This window comes from Isobaculum melis, assembly GCF_900111355.1.
Lineage (GTDB): Bacteria > Bacillota > Bacilli > Lactobacillales > Carnobacteriaceae > Isobaculum > Isobaculum melis.
In genome coordinates, this window is the sequence record NZ_FOHA01000033.1 from 1 (window position 1) to 13,859 (window position 13,859).

General features: G+C 32.3%; 14 protein-coding genes and 1 pseudogene. All 15 read left to right on the top strand.

Annotation, left to right across the window (positions count from 1 at the left end; translation table 11 throughout):
* A partial coding sequence (gene essC, locus BMW29_RS13545) for a type VII secretion protein EssC (RefSeq protein ID WP_143047380.1) occupies window positions 1-2,330 on the top strand: 2,330 nt, incomplete at its 5' end.
* A gap of 5 nt (window positions 2,331-2,335) precedes the next feature.
* A complete protein-coding gene (locus tag BMW29_RS13550; RefSeq protein ID WP_177165795.1) occupies window positions 2,336-2,656 on the top strand; it encodes a DUF4176 domain-containing protein in 321 nt (106 codons plus the stop codon).
* Window positions 2,646-3,074 (top strand): hypothetical protein, encoded by a 429-nt coding sequence (locus BMW29_RS13555; RefSeq protein WP_092654275.1) that lies wholly within the window; start codon window positions 2,646-2,648, stop codon window positions 3,072-3,074. The genes BMW29_RS13550 and BMW29_RS13555 overlap by 11 nt, the downstream gene beginning before the upstream one ends.
* Window positions 3,075-3,089: 15 nt before the next feature.
* Window positions 3,090-3,386, top strand: coding sequence for a hypothetical protein (locus tag BMW29_RS13560; protein ID WP_092654277.1), 297 nt, complete (start codon window positions 3,090-3,092; stop codon window positions 3,384-3,386).
* Between the two features lie 15 nt (window positions 3,387-3,401).
* Entirely contained in the window at window positions 3,402-3,800 is a 399-nt protein-coding gene (locus BMW29_RS13565; protein WP_092654278.1) for a hypothetical protein, read from the top strand.
* A 17-nt stretch (window positions 3,801-3,817) separates the two neighbouring features.
* Window positions 3,818-4,930: a hypothetical protein gene (locus BMW29_RS13570; RefSeq protein WP_092654280.1), complete on the top strand. Its 1,113-nt coding sequence runs from the start codon at window positions 3,818-3,820 to the stop codon at window positions 4,928-4,930.
* Window positions 4,931-4,960: 30 nt separating this feature from the next.
* Complete coding sequence (locus BMW29_RS13575; RefSeq protein ID WP_092654282.1) at window positions 4,961-5,566, top strand: hypothetical protein; 606 nt, start codon at window positions 4,961-4,963, stop codon at window positions 5,564-5,566.
* A 16-nt stretch (window positions 5,567-5,582) separates the two neighbouring features.
* Window positions 5,583-5,978 carry a hypothetical protein gene (locus BMW29_RS13580; protein WP_092654284.1) on the top strand — a complete coding sequence of 132 codons (396 nt, stop codon included), beginning with the start codon at window positions 5,583-5,585 and terminating at the stop codon, window positions 5,976-5,978.
* 178 nt (window positions 5,979-6,156) lie between these two features.
* A complete protein-coding gene (essC, locus tag BMW29_RS13585; protein WP_218139673.1) occupies window positions 6,157-8,526 on the top strand; it encodes a type VII secretion protein EssC in 2,370 nt (789 codons plus the stop codon).
* A 19-nt stretch (window positions 8,527-8,545) separates the two neighbouring features.
* Window positions 8,546-8,896 carry a hypothetical protein gene (locus tag BMW29_RS13590; RefSeq protein WP_092654286.1) on the top strand — a complete coding sequence of 117 codons (351 nt, stop codon included), beginning with the start codon at window positions 8,546-8,548 and terminating at the stop codon, window positions 8,894-8,896.
* A 20-nt stretch (window positions 8,897-8,916) separates the two neighbouring features.
* Entirely contained in the window at window positions 8,917-10,881 is a 1,965-nt protein-coding gene (locus tag BMW29_RS13595) for a hypothetical protein (RefSeq protein WP_092654288.1), read from the top strand.
* Window positions 10,882-10,885: 4 nt separating this feature from the next.
* Window positions 10,886-11,884 (top strand): hypothetical protein, encoded by a 999-nt coding sequence (locus tag BMW29_RS13600; protein WP_092654290.1) that lies wholly within the window; start codon window positions 10,886-10,888, stop codon window positions 11,882-11,884.
* A 183-nt stretch (window positions 11,885-12,067) separates the two neighbouring features.
* A complete protein-coding gene (locus BMW29_RS13605) occupies window positions 12,068-13,072 on the top strand; it encodes a hypothetical protein (protein ID WP_092654292.1) in 1,005 nt (334 codons plus the stop codon).
* Between the two features lie 58 nt (window positions 13,073-13,130).
* A complete protein-coding gene (locus tag BMW29_RS13610) occupies window positions 13,131-13,499 on the top strand; it encodes a hypothetical protein (RefSeq protein WP_092654294.1) in 369 nt (122 codons plus the stop codon).
* A gap of 168 nt (window positions 13,500-13,667) precedes the next feature.
* A pseudogene (locus BMW29_RS13615) lies at window positions 13,668-13,859 on the top strand (FtsK/SpoIIIE domain-containing protein); the annotation flags it as partial.

Consider the following 13,859-nt stretch of genomic DNA (forward strand, 5'->3'; position numbering starts at 1 on the left):
CTCATTTATTAGGTAGTATTACCAACTTAGATGGTGCTCAAAGTATGCGTGCCTTAATTTCGATTAATGCCGAATTAAAGCGTCGCCAGCGCTTATTCTCAGAAAACAATGTGAATCACATTAACCAATATCAAAAGCTTTATAAAGATGGCGATGTGAGTGAACCAATGCCACATTTATTCTTGATTAGTGATGAGTTTGCGGAGTTAAAATCTGAGCAACCAGAATTTATGAAAGAGCTCGTTTCAACGGCTCGTATTGGACGTTCACTAGGTATTCACTTGATTTTAGCAACTCAAAAACCAAGTGGTGTCGTAGATGACCAAATTTGGAGTAACTCAAAGTTCAAATTGGCCTTAAAAGTAGCGGATAAATCAGATTCAATGGAAATGCTCAAAACCCCAGATGCGGCGGAAATTACCCAACCAGGACGTGCTTATTTACAAGTTGGGAACAATGAAATTTATGAGCTGTTCCAAAGTGCTTGGAGTGGGGCAGATTACCTTCCAGATCAGTCTGATCAAGAAGAAGTGGATAATACAATTTATGCGATTAATGACTTAGGTCAATATGAAATTTTAAGTGAAGATTTAAGTGGCTTATCCGATGGCAAAGAAGTCAAAACGGTGCCAACTGAATTGGATGCGGTGATTGATGGCATTCATGCGATTACTGAAGAAGCAGGGATTGCACCATTACCAAGACCATGGTTGCCACCACTTGCAGAGCGTGTGTATTTACCTGAGTTGGATACGGTAGATTATAAGGTGGCTTGGCAAGAGAAGTCGGAGCTTGAGCCAATGCTAGGGATTGCGGATATTCCAAGTATGCAGGCACAGGAAAGCTTTAGAATTAACCTGTCTAAGGATGGGCATATTGCCTTGTATTCCAGTCCAGGTTATGGGAAGTCAACTTTCTTACAAAGTATTTTAATGGGCTTAGCGAGACAGCATAATCCAGAACGCTTGCATGCTTACTTGCTTGATTTTGGGACAAATGGTTTGCTTCCACTAAGAGGATTGCCTCATGTGGCGGATACCATGAATATTGATGAAGAAGAGAAGATTGGGAAGTTTATGCGTCGTATGATGACGGAAATGAAGCGTCGTAAGAAGCTGTTGAGTAATTTTGCGGTGGCGAGTCTTGAAATGTATGAGAAGGCTAGTGGTGAGGAAGAGCCACGTATTTTGATTATGGTTGATGGCTTTGAAGGGTTTAAGAATGCGAAATTTGAATCAGATTTGGAATTAGTATTCAATCAAATTGCTAGAGAAGGTGCAGGAATTGGGATGCATCTAATCGTGACAGCTGGACGCCAAGCAAGTATGAAAGCAAATCTTCAAAGTAATATTAAGGTTCAGATTGCATTGAAAATGATTGATGATAATGAAGCACGTGGGATTGTTGGACGTACGACGTTATCAATTGAAGATATGCAAGGACGTGGAATGATTAAGTTTGATGAACCGACGATTTTCCAAAGTGCTTTACCAACGATGGGTGAAGGAACATTGGAGATTATTGAGGGGATTCAGAGGGAAGCGAAAGAGATGGATGAGGCTTGGGATGGAGAGTTACCTGAGGCGATTCCGATGATGCCTGATGTGCTTGATTTTGAGAAATTTAGAAGTGAAAGAAATATAAAAAAAATGTTAGCTAATGGAATATTGCCAGTTGGGATGGACTATGAAGAAGTAGTAGCCCAAGGGATTAATCTCCAATTTACTTCACCATTTATTATTACTGGTGAAGGTAAAAAATTACTACGATATGAAAATGAATTTTTAGTTGAATCACTAGGATCTATCAAAGAAAAAGTAGATGTTCTTTTGTTAGATGATGCAAATAAAAGTCATTACCAATTGAAAGATAGTTTGACTTACTATACTGATGATGTAACTGATTATGAAGAAAAAATTATCTCTGTATATCAACTTATGAAGAAAAGAATGGAAAATATGAACCCATCCTCTGGGAATAATTCAATTGAAATAAAACCAATTATTATCTATATAAGAGATGCTAGTATGATTGAAAAAATTTCTAATAAAGATGTAGATTTAATGTTAACTGAATTAACAGAAGAAGGAAGTGCAGTGAAAATTTATATCATCATTTCAGGAGAATATAATGCTTTTTCTGCTTCATCATCATTTATAAGACTATTAAAAAACAAAAAAAACTTATTAGTTTTCGGAAAGCTTGGTAATATCAAAAACTTTTCAGTAAGTGGCAGTTTTTATAGAGAACCAGAGATTGCATTGGATGATGCCTATTTAGTTATTGATAATGAATTTATAAAAATAAAAACACCTAAAAGAATGGAGTAATGAAAATGAATGAATTTTTAGCTATTGGAAGTATTGTGTATTTGAAGGATTCACTAAAAAAAGTAATGATTACTGGTAGAGTTATGCATATTGAAGAAAATGATGAAAAAAAAATGTATGACTACTGTGGCTGTATCTATCCAGATGGAGTTGATTCTAATAAAATGCTTGTCTTTAATAGAGTAGACGTTAACAGTGTAGTTTTTAAAGGCTATCAAGATGATGATGAAATTGAAATGAGAAAAAGAATGCATCTTTGGTTACAAGAAAATGGCTATGAAGATAAGAAAGAAGATTCAAAGGAGGGGATGAACCTTGAATTATGATGACAGAATGAGAAAATTAGCTGATATTAAAGTCAGACTAGCAGGAAAGCAAGCGCTAATAACAAACATAAAAGAAACCATTGATAGACAAGCTGAGTATTTTGATAATTGGGAAAATTTAGACGTAAAAGAAGGTCACCATTATTTGAAATTTAGATTAAAGACTGAAATGGGATCATATGAAACTTTAATTGAAAATCTTATTGATAATATTCACAATCAAGTTATTTCAATCCAAAATCAAAAAGACAATGAAATTGCTCAATTAAACTATTTAGCTACGACATATTTTGATGTTGAAGACTATAAAAAAGCTAAAATTTTAATTCATAGTTTAAGTTGTGATGAGTCAGTGAAGACAGAGATTGTAACAAGATTTAATAACAATAATTTCATTTGGAAAATGGCAGTGGGGTAGAAAGGCGGATGAGACATGGCAGGGAAAATATCTATAGATATGCAAGAATTACAAAATAATTTTAATGAATTGAAAGATTTAGTAAATGATTTTGATGAAAAAATTGGAAAACTTGTGGCTCATTTTACTACAACTAGTGCCTTGGAAGGACAAGCAGCCACAGCAGCTACAGAAAATATTTTCAAATTAGGATTAGAATCACAAGATTTTGTGTTTATGCTTTCTGGTATAAATGAAGAAATGTGTGATTATGTGCATACATTAGTCGAATTAAACAAAACAACAGGAAAATATATGGATAGTATTTCGTAAAGAAGGAGATTTTGTATGGGAAAAGTAAATATAGATACAGAGTTTGTTGAAGAAGCAGAAGAAATGTTAATGAAATTAATTGATTCATATGAAAATATTACTAAAAAATTAGGTAGTATAGAAAATGGAATTAGTCAAAGTTTTGATGGAAATGTCGGAATAGCGTACAAAGCATATGTCACTACTATAAAAAAGAAGATGAGTACAAATATAGGTGATTTTATTAATAAAAATTATAATGATATTAAAGTTTTAAAGGAAGAATTCCAGAAAATAGATAATGCATATACTTCACTTAATTCATCTTCATTTGACACATCTGATTTTAAAATAGGGGCAGAAAATAATCAGATGACAATTAGTGGAGGACAAACTCAAGCGATACTTTCAGGTAGTTCATATAAAAGAAAATAAGAAATGTAGGTGGAAAAATGGTAGACGTACCAAAAAAAGTCGTATATGATTTAGAAGAGTCAGAAAATAGACTTTCAGCAATGAGTTCAAAGTTAGAAGAGTATTTAATAAGAGTGGATGACTTTGTGAAGTCAGCTAATACGGAATTTATGTCTTTAGATAGTAGAGATTTATTTCTTCAAGATGATGTTGATATTTTGAGTAAAAGAATGGATCGGTTAGTAGATAGTTTTTACAATAGGATTTCTACTACTTTAATTGGAGAAAACAGTCTTATTACTCTTTCTATTAAACAACATGAGGAGCAAACAATTAAGAATATAGAAGAAGCAACAGATAGCTCTTCAGAAAATTATAAAGCAATTCAAGAAAGTTACAGAGCAATGTCCTTACAAAAACTTAGTGGTATGGAAAGTTTTTCTCAGTTGTTGAGTATGGTAGGCGATGGGGAAAAAAATTATGGATATGCAAAAATTTTTAAACAAACATTTATTGATAAGCATTCGATTAAGATAATTGATGGAACGGTTAGATATTTTGGTTCTAACGATGTTATAAAATATATTTTTGGAGGAAATGTTAGAAGAACAACAGTAGATACTTTTGGTGATTATTCTGTCAATAAATTTATTGGCGGAATAAAAGGAAAATATAAATTGACTACATTAAATGGATTGCTTAACTATGTCTCTTTAGGACTTGAAGCAAACAAAAATTATGAACAATTAAATTTAAGTGGAGATTATGACCAATATATTGTTGATAATATTGGATCACTTTACAATAATGTTGCGACTGTTGTAGCAGGACAAGCTACTTCAACAGGTGTTGGATGGGCTCTAGTTACCATAGCAGGATTCTCTAATCCAGTTCTTGTCTTTGTAGGTGCAACAGCAGTGACAGCAATTGTTGTAAAGCCAGTTATAGATTGGAGTACTGAGAAAATAAAAGATGCAGTAAAAAATAGTCAAATGACAAATATTGAAAACCTCGGAGAATTTGACGCATTAAATAAACTTGTTGAAGATGGTTATGATGGATATTCTAAATTAAATTGGGAAGACTATTTAAAGAAAAATAATTCTTATTCAAAAGAATTAAATTTAGATGGTGGTGGCGGTGCATTTTAAATATAAAAGTTATACTAGGGGGATATAAAATTGAAAAAGAGAATAATTTTACTAATACTAAGCATTTTATTTTTAACGGGATGTATGGAAAGTAACAAGCAATCTACTAAAGAAAGTATAAAAGAAAGTGAAATTAAATTAGTAAAAATAGAATCAAATAAGCCAAAAATTAAAGAAGAGAAAAAGATAAATGTATTTAAAATATATGAGAGAGGTCATAATTTTAGTGTTGAGTCAAAAGAGGTAATAGATCAAACATACTCCATATTTAATGATACGGAGCAAAAAGTGTACAAAGATTCATTGACATTATTGATTGCAAAAAGTTTTTATGATGATGTTGAAAATAGAATTTATGTAGTAGGAATACTTTATAACAACACTGGAGATAAAATTAAAAATTTTGAATTTAAAGGAATATTAAATTTTAAATTAAACGATAAAGAATTTTCTAGTGAGAACGTTTTTGGGTTTGATAGTGTATTTTTCCCTTATGTAGAACCATATGAAGGTGTCAATGTTGGGATTGGATTTGATGCTCAAGGTTTTGGAGAATTATTAGATTCAAATATTGAATATAATTCAGAAGATATTCAAGTAGATTTAGAAGATATAGAATTTACTATAATGAAATAGGTGGCTAGAGGGAATTATGGAAAATGAAATTAAAGAAGTGTTAAAGCAAAATCAACTAAAAGAAGAAAATCAAATATATTTATTCAGCATAAAAAGACCATCATATGGTTTAAGATTAATGATGTCAGTATTTGTACCATTTTTTACAAAAAACTATATTACTTGTTTTGGTGAAAATGGAGTTGTTATACTAAGTAAAAGCAGTATGAGTGGAAAACTAGATGGAGAATATGAATTTATTCCAGCAGAAGATATTGAACATATTTTCTTAGAGAGAAAAGGATTGTATTATTTGTTATCAATTCATCAAGAAGATGATGAAGTTTTTCATTTAGAAATACCAGGTAGATATGGTACAAAGAAATGGCATAATGAGGGATTTAAAAAGCTGCAAGACCTTTATGGAATTTGATTTTAGTAAAATGATTGGTTTAAGTTGAGAAATATAACTTAAACCAATCATTTTTAACATTAGAGTAAAGTTCTATTTTTAGTTGTACATACATATTTTTTAATAGCATTTTAAATTTAATTATAGATTCTATCTATAAAAAGTTGTGTTCCTATTGATTGACTACAAAGGTGGAGGAATGGCGAATCTCTTTAGAAACCTACCTCATTTATTAGGTAGTATTACCAACTTAGATGGCGCTCAAAGTATGCGTGCCTTAATTTCGATTAATGCCGAATTAAAGCGTCGCCAGCGCTTATTCTCAGAAAACAATGTGAATCACATTAACCAATACCAAAAGCTTTATAAAGATGGCGATGTGAGTGAACCAATGCCACATTTATTCTTAATTAGTGATGAGTTTGCGGAGTTAAAATCTGAGCAACCAGAATTTATGAAAGAGCTCGTTTCAACGGCTCGTATTGGACGTTCACTAGGTATTCATTTGATATTAGCCACCCAAAAACCAAGTGGTGTGGTAGATGACCAAATTTGGAGTAACTCAAAGTTCAAATTAGCCTTAAAAGTAGCGGATAAATCAGATTCAATGGAAATGCTCAAAACCCCAGATGCGGCGGAAATCACCCAACCAGGACGTGCTTATTTACAAGTTGGGAATAATGAAATTTATGAGCTGTTCCAAAGTGCTTGGAGTGGAGCAGATTACCTTCCAGATCAGTCTGATCAAGAAGAAGTAGATAATACAATTTATGCGATTAATGATCTAGGCCAATATGAAATTTTAAGTGAAGATTTAAGTGGGTTATCGGATGGTAAAGAAGTCAAGACAGTGCCAACTGAATTGGATGCGGTGATTGATGGCATTCATGCGATTACTGAAGAAGCTGGGATTGCACCATTACCAAGACCATGGTTGCCACCACTTGCAGAGCGTGTTTATTTACCTGAGTTGGATACGGTGGATTATAAGACTGCATGGCAAGAGAAGTCGGAGCTTGAACCAATGCTAGGGATTGCGGATATTCCAAGTATGCAGGCACAGGAAAGCTTTAGAATTAACTTGTCTAAGGATGGGCATATTGCCTTGTATTCAAGTCCAGGTTATGGGAAGTCGACATTCTTGCAAAGTATTTTAATGGGGTTAGCAAGACAGCATAATCCAGAGCGATTGCATGCTTATCTGCTTGATTTTGGGACAAATGGACTCTTGCCACTTCGTGGCTTACCGCATGTGGCAGATACCATGAATATTGATGAAGAAGAAAAGATTGGGAAGTTTATGCGTCGCATGATGACGGAAATGAAGCGTCGTAAGAAGCTGTTGAGTAATTTTGCGGTGGCGAGTCTTGAAATGTATGAGAAGGCTAGTGGTGAGGAAGAACCACGTATTTTAGTGATGGTTGATGGATTTGAAGGGTTTAAAAATGCGAAGTTTGAATCAGATTTGGAATTAGTCTTCAATCAAATTGCTAGAGAAGGTGCAGGAATTGGGATGCATCTAATCGTGACAGCTGGACGCCAAGCAAGTCTGAAAGCTAATCTTCAAAGTAATATTAAGGTTCAGATTGCATTGAAAATGATTGATGATAATGAAGCACGTGGGATTGTTGGACGTACGACGTTATCGATTGAGGATATGCAAGGACGTGGGATGATTAAGTTTGATGAACCAACGATTTTCCAAAGTGCTTTACCAACGATGGGTGAGGGAACATTGGAGATTATTGAGGGGATTCAGAAGGAAGCGAAAGAGATGGATGAGGCTTGGGATGGAGAAAGACCTTTACCAATTCCAATGGTACCGGATGTTTTAACTTTATCTGACTTCAAAGCTATGCCATCGGTAAAACGAGATATTCAAATACCTGAATTAATTCCAGTAGGAATTGATTTTGAACAGGTAGAAAGTGTATCATGGAATTATAGAAGAAACAATTTGCTATTTGGCTACGCCAAACAGCAAGAAGGAGAAGAATTTGCTTCGCAAATTATTGACTTTGTACAAGAAAAAACAATGATCAAAGTGCTATTTGATATTGAAAATAGTGGCTTGTATACGAAATATGAGCAAGTAAATGCTGTAGCAACAAATAAAGAAGAATATAGTGACTTAATTGAAGTAATAAAAGAAAAAATTGAAGAGCGTACAACTGATTTTAATAAATACAAAGAAGAAAATGAAGCAATTAGATTAGCTGACTATTACCAAGAAATAGAACCGATTTTCATTATCATTCATAGTGTAAGTAAAGTAACTGCTAATATGGATTCAAAAGCTTTACAATATATGGCTCAAATAATGACGGAAGGTCATTCTCAAGGTGTGATTGTGTTGGCTATTAATGATATTTTTGAATTAGCTAAAGGCTATGATGATGTAAGTAAAGTTGTGAAGACATTCGAGGAAGCTGTCATTAAAGTACGTATGAATGACCAAAATATTTTTAGTCCAAATAACAAAAATTATAAGGAAGAGCCATTAGCTAGTGATGAATCTTACTATATTATGGATAATTATGGTCATAAAATAAAACAAGTCAGACAATAAAATAAAAAGGAGTAAGTAAATGAGCAACTCAGAAAATATCCTTTTAGAAATGAGAGAAATTAAAATAAAAAAAGAAAGAATGCAGGACTATGTTACACAATTAAATACAAAACATATTTCAAGTAAACATGTCCGCGAAGATCGAGATACAACCAAAATGTCTGGAAAAAAGTATGATGAACAACATGAAGCAACAAAAACAATTATTACTACATGTGTTGATAAAGTGAAAGCAGAAAAAGAGCATGCTGTCCATGAATTAAACAAAAAAATAATGGCATATGATGTGAAACTGCTAACATTAGGGGCTAACTATGGACTAGCTGTACTTGCTGAAGAAGCTGAAAAATCAAAAAATAAAGAAAAATAAAAAAGTGAGAGGTGAAAAAATTGGCAGTAAAATTAGACAATATTAATGCTTTGAATCAAGTTAGTACACTTTTAAATGATTATTCAAAGACGGTAGACAGTGCGTTGAATGAAGCAAATAAAAAGTTTTCAGCAAAAGTAGAGGGACAAAAAGCAGAAGCTATTGAAAAGTATATCGCAGTCATGAATAACTTAAGCAAAGATGTCTTTACGAATTTTCCATCAGAAGTTACTTCAACAGGTCAAGCAATGGCAAAGTATTATGCAGAAATAACTGGTGAAGGATTCTCACAGAAAGTTCGCTCGTCAAGTCCCGAAGTAGATGATATTTATTGTGAAAAATTGACAAACACACAAATTCCACAAATAACTGATGAGGCAAATGAAATCAAAAAAGTACTATCAGATATTATGAATGATGGCGATATAGCTGGTGAAATATCTTTGGGAAGTCCAGTGAGTACAATTGATACGGCTGTGAATAGTTTTGATGAAGAATTGAGAAGTAAAATTACTGCTATTAAAGTAACAAGAACCAATCTTCATTCAGCCAATAAAACATTTATTACTGAGTTAGAACAAGTTAAAGTTGGTTTAGATAAATGTCTAGTTGCAATTAATAGAGTGACGACAATGACAGATCCAACTAACGGATTAGCACCAAAGGATGTTCTTCAACTCATTATAGATGGGCACTTTGATGCGGATAATATAGAAGGTTATTTAAATAGTGTAAATGCAAAAGATGATGCTAAGGCTGTGAAATATTTAGCAAATGGAGAGTATGATAAATTTTTTGAATTAAATCCAGATAATTTAAGTGATGGCATTTATGCAACAGCGATTGATAAACTATCTAGGATGATCGAAATACCTAGTGATGGAAAAATAGCAGATTTAGAAGATGTATTAAATGCTTTGTTGCGACAAGGTGACGAGAAAAATATGGATAAGCATTCAGTAAGATTGAGTGCGATGGGAGAAATGATGGCATTACAAAATGCTAACTTAATGTCTACTATGGATCCAAGTCATCCAGACTATGAAAAATTAAATAGTCAATTTAATAAGTATTGTGCATTAAGTTATTTAACTATGGCAGTAGGAGCTTTATCTACGCCTTCAGAATCAATGCTTGATATAACAAATGCAGGATCTGCTTTTTCTACATGGTTTTCTATTGAAAAATTAAATATAAATAAAGATGGAGAAATTAGTTTTTCTACTTTTGAGAACTCTGCAAATTTTGCGAATATGAAGAACGGAAATAGTGGACTCACAAAACATCCAGTTGGTGAAATAAGAATAAATCGGCATGGAAATACTGAACCAGGGGGAGATATGGCTGGTTTTGCGGAAAAAATGGCAGAAATAAATAAACAAAAACAGGAAGCACTAGATAATCTAATTACAAGTAGTGCTGTTACAATTGGCGGTATATTCCATCCAGGTTTAGGAGCGGGAATTGGTTTCTTAACAAACTTAGCAAACGGTGATTTTAGTAAACTGAAAGATGCGGGTGTCGACAAATTAGCTGGGTATACGGATTATAAGGACTATATTTCGGGGATAAATAGTATGGGAGAGGATTTAATTAATTTTCAAAATAAAATAACAGGTCTCAGTGAAAAGGAGAGAGAAACCGCACAGTATTACTATAATAAGTTATTAGGAGCAGAATCTATTAGTATCCATGGAAATGGTGGGACTATGAAGGCACCTGGTATTCAAGATGTGCACGCAACGCAGAATTTACAAAAATTGAACGAGAGTGGATTAATTGGTTATTTGACTCCAGAAGCATTGAAAGACAAGTTTAAAAATGATGAAAGAACACTTAATGATGCTGAAAAATATTTAATAGGAACTAGTGATAAAAAACTCGAAGATTTAAAACTTCAAGAACTAGATGATGCGCTTAATGTATTTGGTCAAACTGAAAGAGAAGAACTATTTGATTGGTTAGCAAAGCAGGGATGGAGATAAGATAATGAAAAAAAATAATAGAATTAAAATTGGAGTTGGAATAGTGTTAGTTGTTGCCATTTTTATTATAGGTTGGCAATATAGAAGTAAGTTAAATGAAGAGATAGAATATACAAAACCAGATTGGGAGTATTTCAAACCTAATGAAGTATTAGATGTGAAGTCGTTTGGTGAAAATAAACAAAATGTTTTGATACAAGTTGTTGGTTATATAAATAGGGATTCGGGGATAGTAAAAAGAGGAAGAGAAACTGTTAGAACGCGTTATCCTTTTCCAGTTTTTAGTAATAAATATTTAATTCAACAAAATAGTAAAATTCAATTTGAAGCAAAGGAGTTACCGAAATCATTAGCAGAATACTACGAGTTAATTATTTACAAAATAGAAGAGGAAGATTTGAAGGAATATAAAACAATTGATTTAATAAACAAAATTAAGATGTATAAAAAAGATTGGGAACCTAATAGCAGTGGCGATATTTTCCGGGAAGATGGACAAGAATATATTGAAGTCCATATAAGAAATAAAAAAACGGGCGAACTGAAAAAAGTTTATTTGAATATTGAAACCGAAAATTTTATTGAAAATATTACAATTGATGAAGCTTCCAAAGAATATCAAATTGGAGATATGACGAATTTTCATGATATTCATAAAAATTCGTCGTTATTTACGTACAAACCTAGTTTGAATGCAGTAAGTTTTACTAAATCAGATTCAGAAGATTTAACTCAAAGTCACATAGTCGCAAGTTACCCTGAACTTTTTTCGAATTTAAAAAAAGATTTGATAGTAAAAGGGTTAATATTTGAAGAGAGCGATCCAGACTCTATCTTAAAACTATTTGTTCCTGAGGGAGAAAATCCGTATAAAGGGTTGATATTATATGGTAAGAATAGTATTGATCATAAAGATCATGATATTCATTCGATGACAGATTTTATTAAATGGTATGATGGTTTTTCGGAAGAAGAACGTGAAAAAGCATTAGAAAATCAATAGTTTATAAATAATAATGATAGAGATAAAAAATGAGGTAGTTAAACGGCAGACAAAAAAATAAAAGTAACCATTCTAGGTGTTCCAGCTACTTTTACTCCGTCAAAAAGAGGATGTGCTAATAAGTATAGTGGAAAATTAACTTCATCTTGCTTGTCTAGTTGAAAAAACAGGAGTGGAAGAATATTGAAACCAAATAGAGCAATTAAAATAGGTTTAGGAGTATTTGTGTTAATAGCGACTAGCATATTTTATTGGCAATACACAAAATATCAAAAGGACCAGGAAAAAAAGTTAGAAAATGCAATACCAGATTGGGTATATGTTACACCGGCAGAAGTTTTAGAAATTCAGTATTTTGGGGGAAATAAAAAAAATATAATCATTGAATTTGAAAAGGATAAAAAAGATGCACATCAGAATAAAAAATATAAAGGGGAGATTGTGGAAGAGTATTCTATGCCACCAATGTTCACCCAAAAATATTTGATACAAGAAAATAGTAAAGTACGTTCTCAAGTATATTCTGGAAAAGAAGCAATGGCAGATTATTATGAATTAATTGTCTATAAAATAAATGGAACAAATTTAGATAAATACAAAACGATTTCTTTAATAGAAAAAATAAAAGATTACAAGGATGGCTGGGAGCCAATTGGTCATTCTGGAATCTATCAATATGATGGGCAGGAATTTCTTAAAATAAATATTAGGAATATAAAAACTGCTGAATTAAGTGGAATTTATTTCAATATTGAAACAGAAGAAATTGTTTCCAATATTGAAATAGAAGATAAAGAAACAGAGTATGATTTTTTTACAGATACAACATTTAGAAAGAAACCAAATGTTCCACATATTTATTATAGTTTTAGAATAAATTCAGTTGTTTTTAGTAAACACGAATTAGATGATTTAAGTGGTGCTTTTATTGGAGAGGTATATCCAGAAATTGCCTCTAAACTAAAAAAAGGTAAGCGAATAGAAATTCATATGTATGAAGAAAATGAAGCAGCTAGAATAGCAGAATTATTGGTTCCAAAAGGGGAGAATCCCTATGGAAATGTAACTTTAGACGGTATTAACAGCAGTGATAAACGAGATCATGAAATTAACTCAATAGCTGATTTTATCAAGTGGTATAATGGATTTTCAACAGAAGAACGTGAAGAAATACTAAATAGACAATAGTTCAGTTAAGTGGAGATTTTATTAATGAAATAAACTAAAAAGAAAGAGAGGTATTTAAATGGCAGATAAAAAATTGGATGTTAATCAAATTAAAAACACAAATTTTTCTAGTCATATGAGTAATATTCTTAATGGTCCAGTTGAAGCTCCCAGTTCGGGGCTACTTTCAAGTATTGCTGCTGGGGATAATAGCAAGGATGCCATTCAAAATTGTACAACTACAATCACTAAGTGTAGTGATAGTTTAGCGAAGGCAGTTACTCAAATGAATAATTATATGAATAATATGGTGCAAGCATTTGAGGATATGGATAAAGAGTTGGCAGAAAAATTAGATGTAACTATTTCAGGAGCTTCAACGACTTCTGGTCCACCTAAAAGAAAACGTGCTAATAAATATAGTGGAAAATTAACCTCATCTAAATAAAATTAGGAAATTATTATTTTTGAGTATAGTACTTAAATTAATATTTTTTAGCTATGAATAGTCTGATTGGTTTAAGTTAGGTATTATAACTAATTTAGACCAATCATTTTTTATCATTAGGATGAAATTCCAACTTTATTTAGTATATACATAATTTTTAAGAATAGTGTTTTAAGCCTAGCAGTCAATTTCCCTCCATATGAAGTTGCATTCTTACTCATTGACTACAAAGGTGGAGGAATGGCCAATCTCTTTAGAAACCTGACTCATTTATTAGGTAGTATTACCAACTTAGATGGTGCTCAAAGTATGCGTGCCTTAATTTCGATTAATGCCGAATTAAAGCGTCGCCAGCGCTTA